The organism is Photobacterium lucens (assembly GCF_009873615.1).
Taxonomy (GTDB): Bacteria; Pseudomonadota; Gammaproteobacteria; order Enterobacterales; family Vibrionaceae; genus Photobacterium; species Photobacterium lucens.
In genome coordinates this window covers 15,486-41,475 of the sequence record NZ_SSMG01000391.1, presented here as the reverse complement: position 1 = coordinate 41,475, position 25,990 = coordinate 15,486, and the positions used below count along the sequence as shown (strand labels likewise).

Here is a 25,990-nt window from a genome sequence, read left to right as displayed (position 1 = left end):
ATAAAATGAGTCAATTTTTCACATTATCATTTGGTTTTGTTGTCCTTGCTGCGTTTGTCGATATTTTAGCGAACATGGCATTAACCCGATCAAACGGTTTTAGCCGTAAACGCTGGGGCATTACTGCCATTATGCTAGTCATGTTGGCATTTACCCTGTTAGCGCAAGCGGTGAAAGAGATCGACTTAGCGGTAGCGTATGCGTCATGGGGAGCGATTGGTATTTTAGGTACGGCGATAGGTGGCTCGCTATTGTTTAAGCAAAAACTCAAGCCTATCGGTTGGGTCGGGATTGCGGTGGTGATCGCTGCGGTGATTGTGATGAAAACAGCGTAATTGCGTATTTAAAAAATATATAAAGCCCAATGCGATATTTAATCCATTGGGCTTTTTGCTGCCTTTTTCTACTGTGAATATTGGGAAAAAGCATTACTCGCTGAAATTCAACATGTTCTGCTCGAATGGCTGAAATCACCTTGCTTTCAGTGCTGATTAATATGTCCGACAAAAGAGTTATGATGTCCGATTAGAGATATATGTATCTTAAAAGACGTGACAGAATAGCCTCGTTAATGATTCAGATGTAGGTATCTGGACTAGAAAAATTTGAGAAAGGCAGACAATGTTCTATCTATTACCCTTAATTACCGTTGCAATATGGGCAGGGAACGCCATTGTCAACAAGATGGCATTCAGTGTCATTGATCCCGGTGCGATATCGTTTTATCGCTGGTTCTTCGCATTAGTCATGTTAACTCCTTTTGTTGCTAAATCTGTTTGGCGTGATCGTGCGGTGATTAAACCTTATCTAGCGAAATTAGCATTCCTTGGTTTATTAGGCATGGTGCTAAACCAATCGTTAGGTTACTTCGCAGCAGCAACAACCACGGCAACGAATATTGCCCTGATCATTTCATTAGTGCCTTTGATCAGCATGTTCTTGAGCGTACCGTTATTAGGACAGCGTTTATCACCGTTTGCCTTAGTTGGCGCAGTGCTATCACTGAGTGGTTTAGTGTTGATGCTAAGTCACGGTCATGTCGAAAGTTTAGTGTCACAAGGTATCAAGCAAGGTGACTTCTTAATGCTGATCGCAGCGTTAGTTTATGCACTGTACTGCGTGCTACTAAAGCGTTGGAAAATGCCATTCTCGACGTGGAAATCTGTGTATGTGCAGTGTCTATTTGCAGTTATGATGTTAACGCCACTACTACTTAGTAGCGATCGTATGGCAATCACCGCACCTGCTGTACCGCTGATTGCTTATGCTGCATTGCTTGCATCAGTGATTGCGCCTTGGTTATGGATGCTATCGATTGAACGTTTAGGTGCCGATCGCACAGCGATGTTTATGAACCTATTGCCAATTATGGCGGCAGGCATTGCGAGCGTGATGCTCAACGAGCAATTAGAGTCTTACCATTACATCGGTGGCATCATGGTGTTAACCGGTGTGGCACTAGCTCAGAAACGCATTAAAGCGAAGAAAGCGAAAGTGGCAATGACCCCTGCTTAAGCTCTAAGTTGATATAAAAACGCCGTTGTACTCAAGCTTATTCAAGTTGTGTACAACGGCGTTTTTTTATGTCTGATTTTTACGTCAGAGAGTTAACTTGAGCCATTAAAGGAAAGCCAACAATGGCGAGATACAGAGCAAAATACCGGTAATAATGATCAAGTAAGTCGCTGTGCCTTTGTATTTGTTCAATGTTGGCACCTTGTACACCAAGTATGCTGGGATCAAACAGCCAACGATGCCGAAGATTGGCGAACAAATAGAAGTGAACGATAAGATCGGTAGGTTCAATGCCACTGCCGTCCATGCGATCAGAATAATAAATACTGTGGTCAGTTTATTGACTAACTCAGTATTGATTTCTTCATGGGTATACTTACGTTCAAGGATGTTCATTGCCAGCCCTTTACACGCTTCTTTAAATGCCAAGAACACCCCAAAGAACGACGTCACGACCGCAAAGATGTTGATCACGATACCCACAATCGTTGCCCAGCTACCCGGGAAGTAGTGAGCAATCATTGCCAATGCCGAGATATTCTCTTTCATGGCATGTTGGGCTTCCGTTTGGCTGATAGCAAAGGTAAACGACACTGCAAAGAAGAACACCACCACAAATAAAATACTAAAGGCAATGGTCATCGCACGTGAGGCTTTATAACGCGCCACTTCAATGGATTTTTCATGTGAACGGTATGAAATCACCATTGGGCTTAATGATTGAATAAACAAAATCGAGGTGAGGGTAAATGGTAAGGTGATGATTGCATCTTTGATCATCTTGCCCCAGTCACCAACAGCAGTAATGTTGCTAAAATTCCATTGTGGGATCAGTAGTACGCCCATTACAGCGACTAAAGCAATCACGGTAACTGCCATAAAACCAGAGATCTTAAACAGGAACTTTTCACTTTTCGAGCCAATGTAACTCAGCAAGCAGATCAACGCTAAACCATAGAAAATATTGTGGTTTAAATGGCTCTCCGTTACCCCAAAGGTATGTAAATAAGAGGCACTGTCATTGGTAATGGCAAGGGAGTACACCAATACCCAAATCACCAGCATGATGAAATATAAAATGCCTAATGCGATACCCCAGTTTTTACCTAGGTAACCGCTGATCACCCCTGGGTAGTCGGTACATTTTTTTGATTCAGCAAGAGTATTGATAAAGAGTTTCTGAAACAAATACATGGCAGGGTAGCCAATCACAGAAGACAGTAAAAAGACCCATAGGCCCATTACGCCAACTTGCACAGGGAGAAAAACAATTCCCGCACCAATTGCCATACCGATGCTCATTACAATCCAACCAATATCAACACTGTCGAACTTAGTGGCAGCTTTCCATTGTTGAGGTGTCATGTTGGCTTGTTGATAGAGAGGACGTTCTTTATCAAGGGTGGTGTCTACTTCAGATCTAGTCATATATTCCAGCTTATAATCATTGTTATGCTGACAGCGAATGATCGGATTATGGATCTGGTGTTATATTTCCTAAATAACTAAAAGTTATAACATATCTCTTAAAAAGATATAGAACAGGTAATATCCTGCTTTTAATGATTGTTTTGTTTTTAGTAACTAACAGGGAGGAAAACTTACTCTTTTTAAGAAGAAAAAAGCAAAGCTATTTAAGTGCAGGAAAGCACCACCAACGAGCTATCAAACGCTGGTGGTGTGAAGAATGATTACTTATTAACCATGATATCAAGGATTTGAACATCAGTATGGGTCATTGCCCCATTCGCAAGCGCAGATAAATTGCGGATCGTACTATCGACATCATCGGCCACAATGCCTTCACAGCCTGTAACACGAATACCATCCAATGCCATTAATGCCGATTTCACAGCAGATCCTGCGGCAGAAGAGACCTTCATGGCACAGCTTGCTTTCGCACCATCACAAATGATGCCCGTGATATCACCGATCATGCTACAAATCGCAGCACTGATCTGCTCAAAGTTGCCGCCTAATAGCCAAGTAATACCGGATACTGCCCCCATTGATGCCGTGGTTGCACCGCACAATGCCGATAGCTTGTTTTGATGACTCTTAATGTAAATCGCCATTAGGTGAGACAGCATCAAGGCACGAATTAAATGCTCGTGATCAGCGTTAATAAAATCAGCGACCGCAACCACAGGCATGGTTGCAGCAATACCTTGGTTACCGGAGCCTGAGTTGCTCATAGCAGGCTTCATCGCACCGCCCATACGGGCATCAGATGCGGCAGCCGTACGACGTAACACATCGGTTAATAGGCCGCTAGAGAGTAAACCACGATCAACATTGCGCTGGAACGTTGCGCCAATTTCTAACCCGTATTTGCTGTTTAACCCCTCATGCGATAGCGCATCGTTAAGCTCGAAGGCTTGTTCAATAAACGCAATATCATCAAGCGGTGCTTGGGTGGCAAAATCAAACACATCTTGCGCACATGCATCAATAAAAGGATTGTGATGATTGTCGTCAACTTGCTTGGTTTGCGGCTGTGCTCGGAATGTCGTAATGCCATCAAGCTCAATGGCTAATACTTGGGTATGAGTATCGGCAATCGTCACCGTAGCGCAGTGATCTTGGCTGTAGATACTCACTTGGGCATAAAGAATGTTGCTGACATCTGCCACACCAACACTCACCTTGTTGGCATTTAATAACGATTTAGCTTGCTCAACATCGCTGTCAGTAATGTCTTTTAATACTTCGAGTTGAGCTTGGCTGTTACCTGCAAGTGCACCAATTGCAGCTGCGATGGCTAAACCTGCCATGCCAGTGCCCGGTACCATTACTCCCATGCCGTTTTTCATTAGATTTGGTGATACTTTCACTTCAATGTGAGTGATGGTGCGATCTTGTGATGGAAATTGCTCCATTGCGATAGCTGCGGCAAGTGCCACAGAAACAGGTTCGGTACAACCTAATGCAGGAACCACATCACGTTTGATCACGTTAATAAATGCAGGCCAAAGATCCGTTCTCATCACAACCACCTTTACGCTCCAACGGGAGAAAAATAAGACAAAAAGAAGAAATAGAAAGCAGGTGTTGTCCTTTATCCCTTTTATTAATAAGGGTATGGAAAACGAGGCAAATATACGCTCGATATCGAAGAAAAAAATTGCCAATTTCGGGTAAAATTGAGCTAGAAAGAGAAAGGTTTTCTCCCATTTGAACCTAAAATAGTGCCTTTGCAAGCGATATCACATATTTTGTAGTGATGGTTTTCGCAAGGAGCTATCGCTAATTTGTATGTTTTTATGTCGAGATTGTAAGAAACATACGTTTTTAAATAAGAAATATGATTTATCAGTAGCGCAAGATAGGGGTTTATAGGTATGATCGCCGCGCAAAAATAAGGTTGATGGAAACATCAGCCTTTTATTTTTGATGAAAAGGAAAACGTTTGCGTTGCATCGCCTCAGACGTTTTTAGCTGAAAAAAGCATCGTTACATAGATTAAATAGGAATTTACCATGTCTGCTGACAGCACACATCAACGCCCATCTCATTCTGAGCCTCAAAGTAAACTGGATCGTTACTTTGAAATTTCTGCTCGTGGTAGCAATGTTAAACAGGAAGTGATTGCAGGTTTAACCACCTTTTTAGCCATGGTGTATTCCGTGATTGTGGTGCCAAGCATGTTAGGTGCGGCAGGGTTTAATCAGGGCGCTGTTTTTATTGCTACCTGTTTGGTAGCGGCATTTGGTTCATTATTAATGGGCTTATGGGCACGTTTACCTATGGCCATTGGCTGTGCGATTTCATTAACGGCCTTTACTGCATTTAGCCTTGTATTAGGGCAAGGGGTGAGCATTCCTGTTGCCTTGGGTGCAGTGTTTTTAATGGGTGTGGTGTTCACGCTTATTACCGTTACTGGCGTTCGTAGCTGGATCATGAAGAACATGCCAAACGGTATTGCTCACGGTACAGGTATTGGTATTGGTCTATTTCTATTATTGATCGCAGCGAACGGTGTTGGCCTTGTGATCAAAAACCCAGCCGAAGGTTTACCTGTTGCGTTTGGTGATTTCACTGCATTTCCCGTGATCATGTCGATTTTGGGTCTAGCGGCAATTTTAGGTTTAGAAAAGCGTCGTGTACCGGGTGGCATTTTATTGGTGATCATTGCCATTTCTATTATCGGCTTGATCTTCGATCCAAAAGTGACGTTCCACGGTTTCTTCGCACTGCCAACATTCGGTCAAGATGGTGAATCGCTACTGGGCTCAATGGATATCATGGGCGCATTAAATCCAGTGATTTTACCAACTGTACTGGCATTGGTAATGACCGCTATTTTTGATGCAACAGGCACTATTCGCGCCGTTGCAGGACAAGCGAACTTACTTAACGAGCGTGGTCATATCATCAGTGGTGGTAAAGCCCTAACCGCAGACTCAGTCAGTAGCATCTTTGCAGGTTTCGTCGGTGGCTCACCAGCCGCGGTATACATTGAATCAGCAGCAGGTACAGCAGCAGGTGGTAAAACGGGCTTAACCGCAACAACGGTTGGCGTATTGTTCCTGTTTATGTTGTTCTTAGCGCCGCTTAGCTACCTAGTCCCTGCTTACGCAACAGCACCAGCACTTATGTATGTTGGTCTATTGATGCTAAGTAACGTTAGCAAGCTAGACATGGAAGATTCTGTTGATGCGTTATCTGGCCTATTGTGTGCCGTGTTTATCGTGCTTACCTGTAATATCGTAACAGGTATCATGCTTGGCTTTGCTGCACTAGTGGTGGGTCGCCTTATCTCTGGTGAAGTGAAAAAGCTCAATATCGGTACAGTATTAATTGCGATTGCGCTAGTCGTATTCTACGCTGGTGGCTGGGCGATTTAATCGAACCTTAGATATTTCCGTCTATACTGAATAAATAACTAAAAACCCACGCTTTGTGGGTTTTTTTATACATAAAAGCTGAAAAAACATTGTTTTTTATCTGCCAAAATGTACTATCATCGGTTCATATTATTCTATACCCAAGCATCTTGAAGTCGCTTGGGTATATGCGTTTACATTCACAGGCGTATTTATGAAAAAGACGTTATTAACACTGTTGTTCGCATCTTGCTTCAGCACAGCAGCAAATGCATGTACTGGTATTACACTGGGTACAACAGGTAATGATCATATCCAAGCTCGTACTATCGAGTGGGGTCATAGTGATTTAAACAGTAAGCTAATTGTGTCTCCACGCGATTACAGCTACACCTCAACCATGCCAGATCAAAAGCAAGGTCTAACATGGAAGAGCAAATACGGTTTTGCTGGTATTTCAGTAAGTGATGATCGCTTCATTGCGGAAGGTATTAACGAGAAAGGTTTAACAGCTGGTCTGTTCTACTTCCGTGGTTACGGCTCTCTTGCGAAATACGATCCGAAAGATACTGCAAACAACATCACAGATATGGACTTTGTTCGCTGGATGTTAAGCCAATACTCAACAGTTGCAGAAGTTGAAGCGGCACTAAGCAAAATCAAGATCGTAACAGTGTACTTTGATGAGCAAGGTAATCCTTCGCCAACAGCACACTGGCGTGTTTCTGATAAGCAAGGCAACAGCATTGTTATCGAAATTATGGATCACGGCAAAATCAACATTCATAAGAACACAGCTAAAGTGCTAACCAACTCGCCAGACTACAACTGGCAAGTAACGAACCTAAACAACTACATTAATTTGCATCCGGGTATCAGTGCTCCTCAGAAAATTAATGGTGTAGAAGCACAATCGTTTGGTGTGGGTTCTAACTTTGTTGGTCTACCGGGTGACATTTCGCCACCATCACGCTTTGTACGTGCGGCATTCTATGTAAATAGCGCACCAGTGATGAAAACGTCACAACAAGCGGTATCGCAAGCGTTCCATATTCTGAACAACTTCGATATCCCAATTGGTAGTGAGTTTAACGATAAGTCGCACATTCCAGATCTACCAAGTGCGACACAGTGGACATCGGTTATCGATCAAGGCAATGGTTTGTTGTTCTACAAAACCATGCACGACAGCACTATCCGCCGTGTGGATTTATCAAAGCTAGACTTCAATGCGAAAACTGAGCACAAGCAGCCGCTAGATAACGGTAAGTTCTCTTACCAAGATGTGGTTGTGAAGTAATTCAGGCATAAGTTGAAATAAACAAAAGGGCAGAGTTTCTGCCCTTTTTTGCGTCTATTTAAAAGCATGACGTGGTGCAATTAATAGAGAATATAATATTTATAGTTTCGGTTTTATAGAATATTGTATTAACGGTCTTTTTCTATTTTATATAAGGAGATAAAAATGGGAATTAAACCGGGACCAAAACGAAGAAATGAAGATGGAACACCGGATAAAAGACAGCGTGTGCGTCCAGAAAACCAAAATAAGCACCCAAAACTTAAACCCCATCAGCATGAGAAGGGTGATTAACTATATAAGGCAGCTTCTAAATGTAAGCTGCTTTTTATTATGGGGATCAGATACGTATATTATTAAAATAGACTATTTATAATCAATTAGTTAAGTAGGTTATTATTATGATATTGGTCAGATAAGTAATCTAATCATACGTAGTAAAATGCCTCGATAACTATCGTGGGGTATACGTATGTTTAAGAACATAAAATCAATAAAAAATTTCGGTATTTTTAAGAATACTAAGACCAATGCTGGTCAGCCTTTCTATCAATTCAATCTGTTCTATGGTTTTAACTATTCAGGGAAGACAACATTATCACGTATTTTCCGTGCAGTGCAGTTAGGTGAAATGCCAGAAGGGTTTGAAACAGGTTCCTTTGAAATTGAACAGCATGAAAGCACTCCAATCAAAAGCAACGCAATCCAAAAGGTTGAGAATTTACGTGTATTCAATTCAGATTACATAGCAAAGAATGTTAATTTCGATGAATCAAGTGTTAACCCTGTTTTGATTGTTGGTGAACGCAACATCGACTTAGAAAATGAAATTCAAGAACTTGAAGCAGCTATTCCCGCCAAAGAACGAGAACGCGAAAACAATTCAATATCAGCGATTGATAAAGAAAAAGAAAAGAACAAACGACTTACAGCTGTTGGTCGCAATGTCACAGACTTAAACATTCTTGGCAGATCGACCTTCAATGCTGCAAGTGTAAAATCAATGCTTAGTCGTGCAACTGCTGAAGATAAACTTACACCTGAGCAATTAGGTGCGTACATAGATACAGCAAAAGCCATTGCCGTTGATAGTGCGCCTAAAGCAATAATTACTGTACCTGATATGACTACTGCTTTCACTGAAATCGAAGACATCTTGCGCACGTCAGTTACTCAGACAACCATTGCTCAATTAGATGCGGACAAGAAGCTAAGGGACTGGGTTGAAGACGGTATTGAACATCACAAAGGTCACACGACTTGTCAGTTCTGTCAAAGCCCTATTCCCCCAGAGCGATTAGAAGAACTAAATACGTACTTCTCCAAAGCGTATAAAGATTTAAGTCAGCGAATTGATTCTGCTATTGCATCGGTAAAAGCAAAATCATTAACTTCCAGCATCCCTAAAACTAGCCAGTTGTATCCTGACTTACAGATAGGATTTGATAATCTTAGAAATGAAGTTGAGCCACTGAATGAATCGGTTGAAACTGTAAAGCTATCACTAATTAATTTGCTGACAGATAAAAGAGAACACATGGCAGAAGTTGTTCCTTTCAATGCTTCAGATTACCCATTGCCAGATGCAAAAGAGTTACTTGATAAATTCAATGCGCCAATCGAAGCGCATAACGGAAGAGCCTCTAATCATTCAACTGAACAGCAGCAAGCTATTGAAGCGATCAAGCGTCACTATGTCTATCAAGAGACGCAGGATTATGACCACCCACAAGCAGTAATAGATGTCAAAGCATTTCAAGATGCAGCTAAAGCATCGCAAGATGACATCACTGCTATGAATGCACGTATCGCTGTCATCAAAGCTGAACTGAATAATATTAAGCAAGGCGCTCAAAGCCTTAATGACAATCTAAGGCAGTACTTCGGCAAGACGGATATTGAAATTAAGCCAATTGATGGTACATATAAGTTCATGCGTGAGGAACGAGAAGCCAAGCACTTATCTGATGGTGAACGTACGGCTATTGCTTTTGCATACTTTATAACGCAGCTTGAAGATGAAGCACTGAAAGATATTAAGCCAATTGTATATCTAGATGATCCTATCTGTAGCCTTGATTCAAACCATATCTATAACGTTCTTGGGATCATTAAAAGTAAGTTGAATCATGAGCATGTAGAGCAGCTTTTCATATCTACGCATAATTTTGAGTTCTTCAATCTAGTGAAGATGTGGATGTCTTACTATCGTGTCACGAAAGGCAACCAGAAACGTTCTCAGTACTTCTTGATTAACCGTAAAGGCGATCATTCGCAAATTGATCAGTTGCCTGATCTATTGAAGAACCATAGGTCTGAATATGCTTATTTGATAAGTAAAGTCAAAGAAGCTGTCGCACAACCACAGAATTGTGATGCTATTTCTGTTCAGTCGTATGTCAGAAAAATAATGGAAGTTTATTTTTCGTTTAGGTTCAATCTAGCTGATTTTAGAAAGCAAGGGATAGATCATATTGCCCCTAATTTATTGAAAGGTATTGATGATGCAGAAGTGAAGTCAAACGCTTTATATGAGTACATGAATGAAAAGTGTCATGCCAAGTCAATGGAGCTTGGTACGCAACTTCCAGGCGCCGTACAGCCTCAATTGGTGGCAATTTGGGACATAATCTGTATTGCCATTGAAACTAATGATAAGCCACACTATGACGCTTATTTTGCCTGACTCTGTAGAGTAGAGTTTTATCTTATTTGTGTAACAAAAAGCCTCACAGTGAATATTCATCATGAGGCTTTTTTGTCATTTTTAGCTCAGATTACCAAGTGTATTTAATACCTGTGCGGTAACGTGTTTGGCGGTTATCGGTGTAACGGCTTTGGCTTACGTTACCCACTTCAATAAATGGACGCCACATGGTGCCTTCTGCTGTTTTGTAGGTGTACATCAAGCGGAAGTTATGTAGGTAGTTAGTGTCTTTGTCATCAAATTGTGGTAGTGCGGCGCTTTCCATTTCTTTCCATACTTGGAATTCGTATTGGAAATCCCAGTCATTGGTGTTGTAGCCAAGCCAGAAGTCAGCTTGTTGAATTTTAGATACATAAGCTTCACCAGCAGTGTTGTTCATGCTGTAGTCCCAAAGTTTCCACTTGTATCGACCTTGTACACGAATACCGTTATCGAAGCGGTAATTTAAACGAGCGTATGGTACATACACTAAACCATCTGAAGTGAAATCTAGCGACAAGCCACCAATACCTACCAAGTTAGGATTGAGTTTGGTGTAGTAAAACGCTGAGAATTCAGAGCCGTTCATGGTCATGCCATCGAACATAGTGTCTTTTTGATCGTTGTTATAACGTGCGTCTAATTCAAAGCCGATATTCTTGCCGGTATCTAAGAAAGCTTTAATGCGATCACCATGTTTTTTAGCACCATCACGGTATTCGTGGCGGTATTCAATGGTGGTTTTATAATCGTTCGCAAAGGTGAAGCCAGAAGCTGAAACTAGGGTAGTTGCTAGCAGTACTTTAGTAATGGTGTTCATGGATTGTCCTTAATTTATATTAATGTGCTTACGCTTGGTTATTGTTGTGATGCGGCGTAAACAGTGTTGTTTAGGGTGTTAAACGTAATGGAACGGGATCATAAATACGCATTGGCACTGTGTGCTGGAACGGTTGTTGGTCGCCACGGATCGCCAGTGTGCTCAAGCCAAGGCATTAACTCGTCTTGAATTAACTTCTCAATCAGCATTGGGTTGGCTGCGGCAATGTTTTCCATTTGATAAGGATCGATCTGGTTATCGTGCAGCACGTAAGTCAAAGGTTTTCCGACTTTACGATCGATCATTAAGGTGTAGCGTGAGGTGCGGATCCCACGTCGACCATAAGACTGACCGCCATACGGCATAAAGGTGTAGAACTGGGAGCTTGGCTCTTTATCGCCTTTGATGCCTTTAATGGTATTGGCGAAGTTTGTGCCTTCTACGGTATCTGGGATCAGATCTTCCATGCCCATTAAACCTAATAAGGTTGGGTAAATATCAGGAGCTGAGAACAGTAGATCATGTTGTTGCGCGTTGATCTTACCCGGCCAGCGGAAAATCATTGGAATACGCATCGCTTCATCGTAGTGAACGTTCTTGGTTGGTTGACCATTTGAGCCCATGCAACAACCGTGATCAGAGAAGAACACCACAAGCGTATCTTCGGTTAGGTTTAAGCGATCTAGCTCATCAATAATGCGTCCGAATTGCTCATCAACGCCGTTTACCATCGCCATGTATTCTTTAAAGTATTTAGGGCCATAGCCTTCTTGGTAGGCTTTATCCCATTGCACGTTCGGGCGGTTATTCAGTTGTTGTGAGGTTTTGCCACTAAAACGATCAAGGTATTTTTGTGGAACTTGATCATAAGGAGAATGTGGCGGGTTCATGGAAACCACTAGGGTAAATGGCTGTGAGCTATCACGGTATTGACCGTTTTCATTGCGTAAGTATTTGATCGCAATATCAGCTTCGTGCTCTGGGCTCCATTGATTGATATGTAGTGGCTTATCTCGTGGGGTTTCATTCGTCCAATAGATTGGATTCATGTGTAAGTCATAAGTACCGTAGGCATACCAGAAATCAAAGCCATGACGACGATCTGGGGCTGTCCAATCGTTCCAGTAACGTCCTTCCATTGGGTTATTGTAACTTGGTACAAACGGCGTTTCTGGCGCATCTAAGTGCCATTTACCGATGTAACCCATGCTGTAACCTTGTTGTTTCAGCAGATCAGACCAAGTAACGGTGTTTTTCTTTAGCTCAATACCAAAGTCTTTACCGCCAAATTGCCCTTCAACACCTGTATGGCTATTGCCTTGAATACCGTTGCGATACGGGTATTGCCCTGTCATTAACATGCCACGAAATGGGGTACATAACGGGAAGTTAGAAACCGCTTGGCGTAGTACGGTACTTTGACGGGCAAATTTATCTAAATTTGGCGTCATGGATGGGTCTTGTTGCATGAAGCCTAAAGCGTGCGTACGAAATTCATCAGGAAAGATGATGACGAGGTTTGGCTTTTTTTGTGAGCCGCTTGCGCTTGCTTTCGGTGATGTCGCTGCTTGGGTGTAGCCAGCCGACAAAGTTGCAGCAACAGCGCCACTGGCAGCCATTCCTTTTAGTAATCTCCTACGTGATATAGACATTAACAAATCCTTATTAATTGAAAATATATATTGCGAGAGTATTTGTGCTTTGAATTACTTCGGATCGTAAGGTAATGAAAGTAAATTGACTGCGTTATTGATCACATAAAAGAAAATGAAAGCTAAAAGATGTAATTATTTGCTCTGTTGCACGGATAAATTTCGTTAAGTCTAGGTATTTTATAAATTTAGATGATAGGAGAGTTGGTTTATTGACTTTCGTTCTATATGATAGAAGCACTTCCGTAATGTTACGTAAGATAAAAATGAAACACATCGAAAGATTGTGAAAGGGTTCAAAAGTTTTATCTTTCTGCGTTGTGACATTGTTTTTTAGGTGTAAGCTGAATTCGAAATCAAATGAAAGCTAGTAGTTTGGTTTCACAAGGAGACAAAAGTGAAAAGTGCAATCGAAAGGCGAATGGAAATCGTCACCGTGGTTAATCAAGATGGTAAAGCCCGTGTTGAGGATCTCGCCGAAAAATTTAATGTCTCAAGTGTCACTATTCGCAGTGATCTGAGTTTCTTAGAAAAGAATGGTTATGTGGTGCGCTCTCATGGCGCTGCAATTCCAAACTCAGGTGTGATTGCTGAATTAACGATTCATGAAAAGCGTCGTAATAATGCCGGAGTTAAATCTCTTCTTGGAAAAGCGGCTGCTCAACTGATCCATAGTGGTGACACAGTCATTCTAGATTCTGGGACAACAACACGTGAAATCGCTGCCAGTTTAAAGGGGATGGATAACGTTGTTGTCATGACTAACGGTCTGGATGTGGCAATGGAGTTGTCTTCAGCACCCGGTGTTGAGGTTTTGATGTCAGGTGGTGTTCTTCGTAAAGAAGCACTGTCTTTTTCGGGCTCACAAGCAGAAGCTGGCCTTAAAAATTACCGCTTTGATAAGGTGTTTTTAGGTGTTGATGGTTTCGATTTGCGAGCAGGTATCACCACACACAGCGAACAAGAAGCGAGTTTAAATCGTTTGATGTGTGAAATTTCTGAACAAGTGATTGCGGTGGCGGATTCTTCTAAGTTTGGTAAGCGTAGCTGCCACATGATCCGCGAGTTTGGAAATATTGATATCTTGGTAACAGATTCCGGTATCCCTGAAGATTACCTTGCTGGTCTTCGTGATATGCGCGTTGAAGTTATTATTGTCGAAAAGGAAAACTGACCATTAACTCCATGATCACATTACAGATGTTGATTGTGGAGTTAATTAATGAACACCCTGCAAAGCCTCGTTCAACGTCACAAAGCTGGAAGCCAAGTCGGTATTTATGCGGTGTGTTCTGCACACCCTCTGGTGATTGACGCAGCTATTCTTCAAGCGCAGAACGACAATTCTGTATTGTTGATCGAAGCGACTTCCAACCAAGTTGATCAATTTGGTGGTTATACAGGTATGACACCTGTGGACTTTCGCAATTTCGTTTTAGCGAAAGCCAAGCATTACGATTTCCCTTCATCTAACGTCATTTTCGGTGGCGATCATTTAGGTCCTAATCGCTGGCAACACCTACCTGCTGAAGAAGCGATGCAAAAATCAGAAGATCTGATCGCCGCTTACGTCAGTGCTGGTTTTAAGAAAATCCATTTAGATTGCAGCATGGCGTGTGCTGATGATGTTAGCCCGTTATCGGATGAGACTGTGGCACAGCGTGCGGCACGTTTAGCTGTGGTTGCGGAAAGCACAGCAATAGCGACTTTCGGTTCAAGTGATTTGGTTTACGTGATTGGTACAGAAGTACCAGTACCGGGCGGTGCTGCTGAAACCTTGAATACGGTCGATGTCACTTCACCGCAAGCCGCAACGAAAACAATCGAAACCCATCGTAATGCATTCGACTCTTTCAATATAGGTCATATATGGCCGCGTGTGATTGGTTTAGTGGTGCAACCTGGGGTGGAATTTGATCATATTGGGGTTATTGATTATTGCTCAGAAAAAGCAAATTTACTGAGTAAGGTTGTCGATGATTATCCGCAAATGGTGTTTGAAGCCCACTCCACTGATTACCAAACTCAGCAAGCGTATAACGAACTGGTTCGCGATCATTTTGCCATTTTAAAAGTAGGCCCTGCACTGACGTTTGCGATGCGTGAAGCCCTGTTTAATTTGTGCGAAATCGAAGCTGAAATTATTCCCAAAGCCCATTGCTCTAATTTGCGCGAGTTAATCGAAACTCGGATGTGTGAAGCACCAGAGCATTGGCAAAAGTATTACCACGGCAGTGAATCTGAGCAGCGTTTTTCTCGTTGTTTTAGTTTCAGTGATCGGATGCGTTATTACTGGCCTGATGATGTGATTAATCAGGCGCAAGCCACCTTATTTAGAAATTTATCTCGGGTCGATATTCCGTTGCCCCTTCTTAGTCAATATATGCCAATGCAGTTTCAACATGTCCGTGAAGGATTGATCTCGTTAGATCCTAACTCATTGGTATTAGACACAATTCGTCAAGTATTACGTGCTTATTCAAAAGCATGTTCAGAACAAGTAGTCGTAGAGGTTTAAACACATGGAACAGTATTTAGGTTATTCAGAGTCGGATTTAGCGCAGTTATCAGGATATTGGACTGCTAAAGAGATCTCTCAGCAACCGGAGAGTTGGCTAAGAACCAATGCGATTATTCAAGAGTGCCAAATGCAAATTCGTGACTTTATGGATAAGGCATTTTCACATTCGAATTTACGCATTGTTTTAACTGGTGCTGGGACATCAGCTTTTGCTGGACGTTCGTTGGCACTTGGGCTTTCTCAGCATTTAAAGCGTCGTGTTGAAGCGGTATCAACCACCGATATTGTGTCCAATCCTAACCAGTGTTTTGCGGAAGATATTCCAACGCTGCTGGTGTCATTTGCTCGCTCTGGTAATAGCCCAGAAAGTGTGGCGGCAGTTGAGCTTGCTAATCAAACATTGTCGCAGTGTTACCACCTGGTACTGACCTGTAATGGGGAAGGAAAGTTATACAAACGTTGCAAGAATGATGCGCAATCATTTGCACTTCTAATGCCAAGCGAAACAAATGATCAATCTTTTGCCATGACATCAAGTTTTTCATCAATGATGCTGGCGGCTTTTTCGGTTTTAATGTATGACAACGTTTACACGAAAGATATCGAAAGCATTTGTAAGTGTTCTGTGGGTTTGATCAAAGATTTAAATCAACAAATCAAGGATACTGCTAACCATAGCTTCGAAAGGGTTATTTATTTAGGCAGTGGTGGCCTACAAGGACTCGCACAAGAGTCGGCGCTGAAATTACTGGAGCTGACCGCAGGTAAAGTGGTTGCAATGTACGATTCGCCATTGGGTTTCCGCCACGGTCCTAAATCGATTGTGAATGAGAACACCATGATTGTGGTTTTCATCAGTAATGACCCTTACACCCGTAACTATGATCTGGATCTGTTAGCTGAAATCTGCCGCGATAACATCGCAGCGCATGTGGTTGCTATTACGGCACAAGCGGATGTACTTGAAACGCAAGCTGAAGTGATTCAAGTACCGAATATGGATGATGTGACAGATATTGAATTGCTTTTCCCTTATATGTTGTACGCCCAAATGTATGCATTTCATCGTGCGGTTGCGCTTGGGAATACACCTGATAACCCTTGTCCTACTGGTGAAGTGAACCGGGTAGTGCAGGGTGTGACGATTCATAATTTATAAAATTAACGTGAATAATTATTAAAGGTAGAACAATCATGACAACGCCAAATATTGTATGGACACGAATTGATGAACGTTTGTTACATGGTCAAATTCGTATTACGTGGGGTAAACATTCTGGTGCAAACCTTATTTTGGTTGCCAATGACGATGCCGCTGAAGGTCCAAATGCCGCTTTCATGCAAGCAGGTATGAAAGCATCAGCAGGTGGTGAATATGCGGTTCGTTTCTTCTCGATTCAAAAAACCATTGATGTGATCCACAAAGCATCAGCGCAACAAAAAATCTTCATCCTTTGTAATAACCCAACTGACGTTGCACGTTTAGTGGAAGGTGGTGTGCCAATTACACACTGTAATGTTGGCAACATGCACTACCACGAAGGTAAACGCCAAATTAATAAAACGGTGTCTGTGGATGACAAAGACATCAATGCGTTCGAACGCATGGTGGCAAAAGGGGTAACGTGTACGATTCAAAACACCCCAGATCAAAACCCTATCAATGTACTTGAACTGGCGATGAGCGCGGCATAACAGCGACAGCCTAATCCAAACGTGTAATTAAGGAATAAATCATGTTTTTAGAAGCTACGTTAGTAGCGGTATGGGCATTTTTCTGTGGTATCGATAAATACGATGTCGCATTAAACATTCACCGTCCGCTGATCACTGGGCCAGTTGTTGGCTTCATTATGGGTGACATGCAAATTGGCTTGATCGCTGGTGCAACATTGGAATTAGCATGGCTAGGTCTCGTGCCTAACGCAGGTGCTCAGCCGCCAGATGTAACCCTAGGTACGATTGCAGCAGTTGCTTTTGCGGTAATGACAGGTCAGTCAGCAGAAGTAGCAATGGGTGTCGGTATGCCGATTGCGGTATTGATGCAGATGTTGGTGATTGGTTTCTTCGCAATGACATCATTCACTATGGGTAAAGCGGATCGCTACGCAGAGCGTGGAGATTCAGCTGGCATCGATAAGCTACTTATTACCACCATTTCGTTACGTGCGATGCTCTATGCCTTAGTTGCCTTCATCACCGTTTACTTTGGTGAGCATGCAGCAACCTGGATTGATGAAAATGCACCAAAAGCGTTACTAACAGGTCTTGGTATTGGCGCGAAAATGGTTCCTGCGATTGGTTTCGCAATGCTACTTAAGATCATGTGGTCAAAGGAAGTGGCAGGTGTGTTCTTCATCGGCTTCGTAATGACAACGTACCTAAAACTACCAATTATGGCTGTCGCAATCATCGGCGCATCCATTGCAGCACTTTACTACTTCTTTAGCGGTTCAAACAACGGTGGCTCAAACAACCAAGTAGAGGAATTTGAAGATGGCATCTGATATCACTGCGGGCACACTTCGCGATAAAAACACGGAACAACATGTCAATTTGGTTGATGATATCGATGCATACCAAGACACCACACCACGTAAAGTGATCACTAAAAAAGATCTGTGGTTATGTTCAATCCGCGGCTTATTCATGGAAGGTAACTTTAACTTCGAACGTATGCAGGCTGGTGGCTTTGCTTACTCGATTATTCCAGCGTTAAAGAAAATCCACGGTAACAACAAAGCGGACTTGGCGAAGGCATTAAAGAATCATCTTCAGTTTTTCAATGCGTCACCGAAATTGTTCACCTTCTTGCTTGGTACTGCCATTGCGATGGAAGAGAACAAAGAAAAGCCATCAACAGTGAACGTTATGAAAGTGGCTGGTATGGGACCAACAGGTGGTATCGGTGATGCTATCGACCACATGACCTTGATGCCATTAACCCTAGCGTTAGGTGCGTCAATTGCTATGGAAGGCTCGATTGCAGGTCCATTCGTGTTCTTCTTCTTGTACCAAATTGTTCACTTTGCAGTGTACTTCGGTTTGATGTTCATGGGCTATAAAGCCGGTACGGCAGCAATGGTCAGCATGAGTGATTCAACCGAGAAGCTGGCAAAAGCGGCCAATATTATGGGTATCTTCGTGATTGGTGCGCTCTCCGCCACCTTTATCAAGGTACAGACCACCGCCTCGGTCGAATTGGGTGGCAAGGTGGTCGAGCTGCAATCGGCACTGTTCGATAAGATCATGCCAAACCTGCTACCACTGGCATTAGTGTTCTTTATGCTCAAGCTGGTGAAGGGAACAGGTTTCTGGGCTAAACCGCCAGTGCTAATTTTCTCAACCCTCGCTGCCGGTGTTATCGGTCACTTAGTCGGTATTTTGTAACACATCCACATCAACGGTGAGTGCATCACCAATACGTTTGAGGGGGAAAGTGCTCCCCCTCCTTTTTCAAAGGAAAGGATCATGATTGGTATTGTTGTTTCGGGTCATATTCATTTTGCTTCAGGTATGGAAACGGCGGTGCGCGCCATTGCTGGTGAACAAGAGCAAATGCTGTTTATTGATTTTGTAGAAGGCATGTCGACACAAGAATTAGAGCAGTCATTACGCCAAGCGGTACAAGATGTGGATAGTGGTGATGGTGTGCTGATCTTAACGGATATTCCTGGTGGTTCGCCTGCAAACCGTGCATTAGAAATCATGATGGATACGCCAAATGTTGAGCTGATCGGTGGTGCGAATTTACCGATGATCGCCAATGCTGCTTTTGAGCGTGATGATGCTGAGTTAACTGAGCTTGTCGATACCTTACTGGATATTGGTATGTCATGTATGAAGGACATGCGCCGTGAGTTAAATAGCATCATGGAGCAGCCTACTGAACTTGAATGTGAAGATGGACTGTAATGATGCGATTTGCTCTTCATCCACAACGAATTTTTACGCCAACAGGGATTGCTTACAATCAGTACGTTATTGTTAATGATGGGAAAATTGAAGCGATCACCGAAACAAAACCGCTTGATTGTGATGTAACAGAGCTTGAAGGGCAAACTTTAGTGCCGGGCTTTATTGATATTCATATTCACGGTCGAGCTGGGGCGGATGTGATGGATGCAACCCCACAAGCACTACAAACCATTGCTGATGCTTTACCGAAAACCGGTGTGGTGGCATGGGTTGGCACCACAGTAACTGCGCCCTGGCAAGACATCATCAACGCACTGCAACAAGTACGTGAGTTTTGTCAGCAACCAAAGCAAGTGGGCGCCAAGTTATTAGGCAGTTTTCTCGAAGGGCCGTATTTCACAGAAGCGTATCGAGGCTCGCATCCAACCCAGTATTTACAAGCGCCAAGCATTGCAGCGTTAGCAGAATTAAAAGAAGTGGCGGGTGATTCGCTGATCCGTGTGGCACTAGCGCCTGAATATCAAGGCTCAGATGAAGCGATTCAGTGGCTAACTGCCGAAGGGATCAAAACATCCATTGCCCATACCAGTGCCAACTTAGAGCAAGTGACTACAGCGCATCAACATGGCGCAGATTGTGGCGTGCATTTATTTAACGGCATGAGTGGTTTACATCATCGTGAGCCGGGTTGTGCTGGGGCGGTGCTGTTTCACGACATGTTAGCAGAGCTGATCGCAGATGGTATTCATGTTCACCCTGTGATGATGCAACTGGCATATCGGATGAAAGGTTATCAGAAGCTAGCGTTAATCACCGACTGTATGCGTGCTGGTGGATTAAGTGATGGTAAGTACCAACTTGGCGCACAGATGATCACCGTTACTAATGGTGAAGCACGTACCGATGATGGTTCACTAGCAGGCAGTACTTGCAGCTTAGATCAAGCACTTCGCAACATGATCATGCTGGCGGGTGTCCCTGAATGGGAAGCTGTGCAAATGGCAACGTCAGTGCCAGCCAAATATTTAGGGATTGATGACAAGTTAGGGTTTATCAAACCCGGTTATAACGCCAGTTTTGCGCTATTAGATCCACAATTTCAAATTCAAGCGACCTTGATTGATGGACAGTGGCAGTAAGCCACCGCTCAAGGTACGAGATTATCGTCACTCATCACTTAAGAAGCGAGTGAGTGAATAACATGATTTACGAGGTTATACATGGAAATTCGTCAACCTATTCATAGTCAACACGCAAAGCAATTAGATACTGAAGGTTTACGTGAACAGTTTTTAATTGAAAACATGTTCCAAGCAGGTCAAATCAATCTAACTTACAGCCATATCGATCGCATCATCGTGGGTGCGGCTGTGCCGACTGACAGTGCGATTGCCTTTGAAGGCGGTAAAGAGATCGGGGTTGATTTCTTTTTGCAGCGTCGTGAGCTAGGTGTGATCAACATTGGTGAAGCTGGCCTTGTGATTGTCGATGGTGAAACCTTTGAAATTGGTGCACGTGAAGCGATTTATGTCGGTATGGGCGCACAAGATATCCGCTTTGAAAGTGTCATGGCGGATAAACCAGCGCGTTTTTACCTAAACTGTGCACCTGCACATCACAGCTACCCAACCCGTAAAATCACCCGTGAAGACGCATCACCAGAGCAGATCGGTAGCCAAGAGAACTGTAACGTTCGCACTATCTACAAATACCTTCACCCGTCTGTATTACCGACCTGCCAGCTATTAATGGGCATGACGGAATTAGCACCGGGTAGCCTATGGAATACCATGCCTTGCCATACTCATGAACGCCGTATGGAAGTGTATCTGTATTTTGATATGAGCCAAGACAACATCGTGTTCCATTACATGGGGGAGCCACAAGAAACACGCCACCTTGTGGTACGCAATGAACAAGCGGTGATCAGCCCAAGCTGGTCTATTCACTCAGGTGTAGGTACTGCAGCTTACACCTTTATTTGGGGCATGGTGGGTGAGAACCAAACGTTCCACGACATGGACCATGTAGCGATGGCTGATTTGAAATAAGTCTGTTTTCGCCACCTTTCTATTACTGATTAAAACGAGATGCAAAGCGTAGCTAAGTCATAACGGTGGCTTGGTCGGGACTTTGCATCTTCAAAAAGGATTTAACATGAATAATCTATTTGATTTAACAGGTAAAGTTGCCATCGTTACAGGTTGTAATACAGGCTTAGGTCAAGGCATGGCGCTAGGTTTAGCGAAAGCAGGTGCTGATATTGTGGGTATTGGTCATCAAGCCGCGCCTGAAACCCAAGCGCAAGTGGAAGCATTGGGTCGTAAATTTCACTACATCACTGCCAATTTAATGCAGCAAGATCGCCTAGAAGCGATTGTGGCAGAAGCAGTCGAAGTGATGGGTAAAGTAGATATCTTAATTAACAACGCTGGCATTATCCGCCGTGAAGATCTGCTGAAGTTCTCTGAAAGTGATTGGGATGATGTGATCAACATTAACCAAAAGACATTGTTCTTCTTATCGCAAGCTGTAGCTAAACGCTTTGTTGAGCAAGGCAATGGCGGAAAGATCATCAATATCGCCTCTATGTTGTCGTTCCAAGGCGGGATCCGAGTGCCGTCATACACAGCAAGTAAATCAGCGGTGATGGGTTTAACTCGTGCGTTGGCGACAGAGCTTGCGCAGTACAACATTAACGTTAATGCGATTGCTCCGGGTTACATGGCGACCGATAACACTGAAGCGCTGCGTGCAGATGAAGCACGTAATGCGGCTATTTTAGAGCGTATTCCTGCCAGTCGTTGGGGCTTACCGTCTGATCTTGAAGGTCCTGCGGTGTTCTTAGCATCAAGCGCAAGTGATTACGTTAATGGTTACACCATTGCAGTAGACGGTGGCTGGTTAGCTCGTTAAGGAGAAGCATGATGACGGCATTAGGATCAAAACAAGATATTTTGACAGCAATGAAACGTGTTTACCGCTACCAAGCACAAAATCAAACTCGTAGCGTGGTACGTCGCAGTGGTAAAACCCGTTTTATTAAAGATACGGATTGGGAACGTGGGGTATTTTGGTCATGTGTGTCAGCGGCATGGTTGGCAACTGACGATACGGAATACCTTGATGGTGTGATGAACTACACCTTACATACAGGCTTTAGAACTGGCCCTAATGATCGTTTCGCTGATGATCATATTTGCTGTCAGGCTTACCTTGATGTTTACCCTGTGGTGAATCAACCAGAAGCATTAGAGCCAACCATTAAAGCACTAGATGTAATGGTGAATACGCCAGAGCAAGGACGTAAAGATTGGTGGTGGTGTGATTCTCTGTTTATGGCTCCACCAAGTTTTGCCGCACTGACACAAGTCACTGGCGAGACGAAATATTTAGACTACATGAACACCGCTTTCTGGGATTCCGTTGAGCACTTAAAAGATCCAGAAACAGGACTGTTTTATCGTGACTATCGCTATATCCCAGATGGCAAAGACAGTGAATTACGTGAAGCGAATGGTGAAAAAGTCTTTTGGAGCCGTGGCATTGGTTGGGTATTAGCTGCTGTTCCTCGTTTAATGGCTCGTATGCCCGAAGATTATGCCGAGCGTGAGCGTTACTTGGCGCTATTTACTGATTTAGCCGCTGAAGTAATTAAATACCAACAAGCAGACGGTTTTTGGCGTACCAGCTTATTAGATCCACAAAGCTATCTTGCTAAAGAGAGCAGTGCGACTGCCTTGTTTGTTTACGGTTTAGCGTGGGGTATTAAGCAAGGCTTATTAGATGCTGAAACCTATCTCCCTGTGGTTGAAAAGGCATGGGCTGCACTACAAACCTGTATTCATGATAACGGCATGATCGGTTGGGTACAGCTGCCAGCGTTTAACCCTCGTGATGTACAGTTTGAACACAATATCGATTACGGTGCTGGGGCGTTTTTATTGGCGGGCACTGCTGTTGTTGAATTAGTAAATTAATAAAAAATATAAGTTTTAAAGGCTAGGTAAATTGAGCCGATGGTAATAACGCTTTTGTTATGATCATCGGCTTTTCTGTTTTTTAAGAGAGTGTTTTATAAAATTAGGCGGGAATAACATAAAGCGATTTTCGTTTATTTGCTGTCACTATTTTCGTTTGTGATATGTTGTCCGATACCGATTTTTTGTGTTTATGCTAAAAGCAAAATATTGATCTTCGTTGTGTTTCGTTTTCTTTCTTTTGTTATTTTCTATCGACAAAATAAAAACAAAAGGACCTACAATGAAAACGTTATCACTACTCTCTGTTTCTATTGCCCTTGCTCTTACCCCAAGTGTTGTTTCGGCAACGGTTAGCGATGTGGCATTGCATCAATCGATTGATCAAGCAGCGACTTTCCAAATATCAACCTTGCAAACCACGTCATCTGAACAAGAAGCCTTTCATCAATTGCGTTTAAAGTGGTCAGAAAGCTTTTTAGGTGCACCGAGTGCTGCTTTTGATGACAAGCTAAAGCAAATGGTGATCACAACCAATAATGGCGCTCAAAAGCATTGGGATAGTATTAATACTGATGCTGCTCGGGTTTCATTGTGGAATGATTTAGCACTTGATGATCAAACCGAAGCGGGTAAAAAAGTATTAGGGGCAAATTTACGTACTTCCTATCAACGTCTTTTTATTATGGCGAAAGCGTATCAATTACGTGATGGTGCGCTGCAACATAATCCGCAGTTACTTGAAGCGATCATTGATGGTTTAACCTTCTTAAATCAGCATTATTACAAAGTAGGTGTGAAAGAGTGGGGTAACTGGTGGCATTGGGAGCTAGGGACGCCAAAAGATATTCATAATATTCTTGTGGTGTTATATGAGCAGCTTCCGCCAGCGTTAATTGCCTCTTATCTTGATGCCACTCGCTACTTTACTCCGCTTCCAACTCATTTAGGTGCAGGACCAGGGGCTGACACATCAAGTAACCCTCATTACCGTGAATCAACAGGTGGCAACCGTACTGACAATACCCTGGTGGTGTTATTACGTGGGATTTTAGCGAACGACAGTACCGAAATTACCGCAGCGATCAATGCGCTTTCTCCTGTGGTGAACTATGTCGAACAAAGCGATGGTTTCTATCAAGATGGTAGCTTCTTACAGCATTACGATATTGCTTATAACGGTACTTACGGCAATGTGCTTTTGGGCGGGCTCGGGGCGCAAATGAGCTTGGTTGCCAATACGCCGTGGCAAGTGACCGATCCCAAATTACAAGAGATCTATCCGTTAATCTTTAAGAGTTATGCCCCATTGCTTTACCGTGGCACCATGATGGAATTTGTTAATGGTCGTGCTATTTCTCGCCCTCAAGAGCAAGGACATGGTGTCGGTCATAACGTATTAGCATCGCTACTGCATTATATTGATGGTGCGCCTGCACAGTATGTCACACCGCTTAAACAGTTAATTAAAACCCAGATCAGCCAAGATACGTATATCGACTTTTTTGAATCACTTAACCACGTTGGTAACTATCAAAAAGCACAGCAGTTAGTCCAAGATGAAACGATTGTTGCAAAAGATAATCAACTGGGCTTTTTCGCTTTCCCTGCGATGGATCGTGTGGTCTATCGTACCGATGATTGGGCATTTAGCCTTGCGATGCATTCAAGTCGTTTAGGTAACTTTGAATGTATGAATAACGAAAACCGCAAAGGTTGGTTTACTGGTGACGGCATGGGTTATTTCTATAATCAGCAGCTCGATCATTACCATAATTACTGGCCTACCATTGATAGCTATCGTTTAGCTGGCACTACGGTTGATGATCAGGTGATGGGTGACTGTGAAGGTCAACGTAACCAAATCAAAGGCGGTCGTAAATCACAGATGGAGTGGGTCGGCTCGGTAAAATTAGACGATGCTGGTAGTGCTGGTATGGATTTCTCTAACTGGAATGACACCTTAACGGCTAAAAAATCGTGGTTTATGTTTGAAGATATGGTGGTGATGCTGGGTTCTAATATTGAATCGAGCATAGGTGCGAATGTGACGACAACCGTTGCCAATCGCAAGCTTTTGGAGCTAGGGCAAACCAATATATTAGTCAATGGTGCTCATTGGCAAGCAGATCAGAATACAACAGTAAAAAGTTTGCTGATTGATAACCCAAGTGTGGAAGACAGTGCATTAGGTTATGTGTTCTTAACCCCGACAGAATTGGCGGTAAAACGTGATGTTCGCCAAGGTAATTGGAGTGAGATCGGCACTAAAACGGGCGATGTTAGTGCTGAGTTTGTCACGGCAACTATCGATCATTCTCCAGCCTTAAATAGCTACGCTTATGTTGTGCTGCCTGATAGTGATCTTGATGATATCGCTGAGTTTGTTGAAGAGAAGCCAATCAAGGTATTAAGACAAGATGACGTTGCCCACATTATTAAAAACAAAGAAGACAAAGTGATTGCCGCCAATGTTTGGCAACCACAAGCGGTTAAGATCACATCGCAGATCACCGCTGTGGGGAAAATGGCATTAATGGTGGAGAAAGACGATGGCGAGCATCATATTGCGATCAGCGATCCGCTACAAACGCAAGCCTTGCTTGAACTTGAGTTTAAAAAGCCAGTGAAGATTAAGTCAGATCCAGAGCAGCGCTTACAACTTGGTGATCGCCGCACGCTAGTCATTGATGTGACTGGATTAAAAGGTCGCAGCTATGCCTTTACGGTGAAATAGCAATGAAGGATGGAGCTGGATTACCAGCTCCATTT

The 25,990-nt window shown here is 43.1% G+C and carries 22 protein-coding genes; 18 read left to right on the top strand and 4 right to left on the bottom strand.

Annotation, left to right across the window (positions count from 1 at the left end; all coding sequences use genetic code 11):
* The first annotated feature begins 5 nt into the window (after window positions 1–5).
* Window positions 6–335 carry an SMR family transporter gene (locus E5A76_RS16175; RefSeq protein ID WP_161119546.1) on the top strand — a complete coding sequence of 110 codons (330 nt, stop codon included), beginning with the start codon at window positions 6–8 and terminating at the stop codon, window positions 333–335.
* Window positions 336–621: 286 nt separating this feature from the next.
* Window positions 622–1,515, top strand: a complete 894-nt coding sequence (locus E5A76_RS16170) for a DMT family transporter (RefSeq protein WP_161119545.1) — start codon at window positions 622–624, stop codon at window positions 1,513–1,515.
* A gap of 105 nt (window positions 1,516–1,620) precedes the next feature.
* On the opposite strand, the gene E5A76_RS16165 is transcribed toward E5A76_RS16170, so the two are convergent.
* Together E5A76_RS16165 and E5A76_RS16160 are read right to left on the bottom strand one after the other, a co-directional pair.
* A complete protein-coding gene (locus tag E5A76_RS16165) occupies window positions 1,621–2,880 on the bottom strand; it encodes an amino acid permease (protein WP_237458755.1) in 1,260 nt (419 codons plus the stop codon).
* A 326-nt stretch (window positions 2,881–3,206) separates the two neighbouring features.
* Window positions 3,207–4,502 carry an L-cysteine desulfidase family protein gene (locus tag E5A76_RS16160; protein WP_161119543.1) on the bottom strand — a complete coding sequence of 432 codons (1,296 nt, stop codon included), beginning with the start codon at window positions 4,500–4,502 and terminating at the stop codon, window positions 3,207–3,209.
* Between the two features lie 492 nt (window positions 4,503–4,994).
* Here E5A76_RS16160 and E5A76_RS16155 point away from each other — a divergent pair, with 492 nt between their 5' ends.
* From E5A76_RS16155 to E5A76_RS16145, 4 genes are all read left to right on the top strand, one after another.
* Entirely contained in the window at window positions 4,995–6,362 is a 1,368-nt protein-coding gene (locus E5A76_RS16155; RefSeq protein ID WP_161119542.1) for an NCS2 family permease, read from the top strand.
* A 193-nt stretch (window positions 6,363–6,555) separates the two neighbouring features.
* Window positions 6,556–7,641, top strand: a complete 1,086-nt coding sequence (locus tag E5A76_RS16150) for a linear amide C-N hydrolase (RefSeq protein WP_161119541.1) — start codon at window positions 6,556–6,558, stop codon at window positions 7,639–7,641.
* 165 nt (window positions 7,642–7,806) lie between these two features.
* Complete coding sequence (locus E5A76_RS20725) at window positions 7,807–7,935, top strand: hypothetical protein (RefSeq protein WP_262383669.1); 129 nt, start codon at window positions 7,807–7,809, stop codon at window positions 7,933–7,935.
* A gap of 178 nt (window positions 7,936–8,113) precedes the next feature.
* On the top strand, window positions 8,114–10,327 hold the full coding sequence (locus tag E5A76_RS16145; RefSeq protein WP_161119540.1) for an AAA family ATPase: 2,214 nt from the start codon (window positions 8,114–8,116) through the stop codon (window positions 10,325–10,327).
* 91 nt (window positions 10,328–10,418) lie between these two features.
* Here E5A76_RS16145 and E5A76_RS16140 read toward each other — a convergent pair whose 3' ends face one another.
* Window positions 10,419–11,147: an oligogalacturonate-specific porin KdgM family protein gene (locus E5A76_RS16140; RefSeq protein WP_008988541.1), complete on the bottom strand. Its 729-nt coding sequence runs from the start codon at window positions 11,145–11,147 to the stop codon at window positions 10,419–10,421.
* A gap of 98 nt (window positions 11,148–11,245) precedes the next feature.
* Window positions 11,246–12,799: a sulfatase-like hydrolase/transferase gene (locus tag E5A76_RS16135; protein ID WP_161119539.1), complete on the bottom strand. Its 1,554-nt coding sequence runs from the start codon at window positions 12,797–12,799 to the stop codon at window positions 11,246–11,248.
* A 397-nt stretch (window positions 12,800–13,196) separates the two neighbouring features.
* Between E5A76_RS16135 and agaR the strand changes: the two genes are divergently transcribed.
* The 12 genes from agaR to E5A76_RS16075 all read left to right on the top strand — a co-directional run bounded on the left by agaR (window position 13,197) and on the right by E5A76_RS16075 (window position 25,955).
* A complete protein-coding gene (gene agaR, locus E5A76_RS16130) occupies window positions 13,197–13,973 on the top strand; it encodes a transcriptional repressor AgaR (protein WP_053986698.1) in 777 nt (258 codons plus the stop codon).
* A gap of 48 nt (window positions 13,974–14,021) precedes the next feature.
* Window positions 14,022–15,317 carry a tagatose-bisphosphate aldolase subunit KbaZ gene (kbaZ, locus tag E5A76_RS16125; protein ID WP_161119538.1) on the top strand — a complete coding sequence of 432 codons (1,296 nt, stop codon included), beginning with the start codon at window positions 14,022–14,024 and terminating at the stop codon, window positions 15,315–15,317.
* A 4-nt stretch (window positions 15,318–15,321) separates the two neighbouring features.
* On the top strand, window positions 15,322–16,479 hold the full coding sequence (locus E5A76_RS16120) for an SIS domain-containing protein (protein WP_161119537.1): 1,158 nt from the start codon (window positions 15,322–15,324) through the stop codon (window positions 16,477–16,479).
* Window positions 16,480–16,514: 35 nt separating this feature from the next.
* The gene (gene agaV / locus E5A76_RS16115; protein WP_107166481.1) at window positions 16,515–17,015 is read left to right on the top strand and encodes a PTS N-acetylgalactosamine transporter subunit IIB; all 501 of its coding nucleotides are present in this window, start codon (window positions 16,515–16,517) and stop codon (window positions 17,013–17,015) included.
* A 41-nt stretch (window positions 17,016–17,056) separates the two neighbouring features.
* Window positions 17,057–17,827: a PTS N-acetylgalactosamine transporter subunit IIC gene (gene agaW / locus E5A76_RS16110; protein ID WP_008988535.1), complete on the top strand. Its 771-nt coding sequence runs from the start codon at window positions 17,057–17,059 to the stop codon at window positions 17,825–17,827.
* On the top strand, window positions 17,817–18,710 hold the full coding sequence (locus E5A76_RS16105) for a PTS system mannose/fructose/sorbose family transporter subunit IID (RefSeq protein WP_053986693.1): 894 nt from the start codon (window positions 17,817–17,819) through the stop codon (window positions 18,708–18,710). The genes agaW and E5A76_RS16105 overlap by 11 nt, the downstream gene beginning before the upstream one ends.
* An 81-nt stretch (window positions 18,711–18,791) precedes the next feature.
* On the top strand, window positions 18,792–19,235 hold the full coding sequence (gene agaF / locus E5A76_RS16100) for a PTS galactosamine/N-acetylgalactosamine transporter subunit IIA (protein ID WP_144447065.1): 444 nt from the start codon (window positions 18,792–18,794) through the stop codon (window positions 19,233–19,235).
* Window positions 19,235–20,377 (top strand): N-acetylglucosamine-6-phosphate deacetylase, encoded by a 1,143-nt coding sequence (gene nagA / locus E5A76_RS16095; protein WP_392397365.1) that lies wholly within the window; start codon window positions 19,235–19,237, stop codon window positions 20,375–20,377. The genes agaF and nagA overlap by 1 nt, the downstream gene beginning before the upstream one ends.
* Window positions 20,378–20,458: 81 nt before the next feature.
* Window positions 20,459–21,289, top strand: a complete 831-nt coding sequence (gene kduI / locus E5A76_RS16090; RefSeq protein ID WP_161119536.1) for a 5-dehydro-4-deoxy-D-glucuronate isomerase — start codon at window positions 20,459–20,461, stop codon at window positions 21,287–21,289.
* A gap of 106 nt (window positions 21,290–21,395) precedes the next feature.
* The gene (gene kduD, locus E5A76_RS16085; protein ID WP_023935011.1) at window positions 21,396–22,154 is read left to right on the top strand and encodes a 2-dehydro-3-deoxy-D-gluconate 5-dehydrogenase KduD; all 759 of its coding nucleotides are present in this window, start codon (window positions 21,396–21,398) and stop codon (window positions 22,152–22,154) included.
* 8 nt (window positions 22,155–22,162) lie between these two features.
* Window positions 22,163–23,218, top strand: a complete 1,056-nt coding sequence (locus E5A76_RS16080; RefSeq protein WP_161119535.1) for a glycoside hydrolase family 88/105 protein — start codon at window positions 22,163–22,165, stop codon at window positions 23,216–23,218.
* Window positions 23,219–23,501: 283 nt separating this feature from the next.
* Window positions 23,502–25,955, top strand: a complete 2,454-nt coding sequence (locus tag E5A76_RS16075) for a polysaccharide lyase 8 family protein (RefSeq protein ID WP_161119534.1) — start codon at window positions 23,502–23,504, stop codon at window positions 25,953–25,955.
* Window positions 25,956–25,990: the final 35 nt, after the last annotated feature.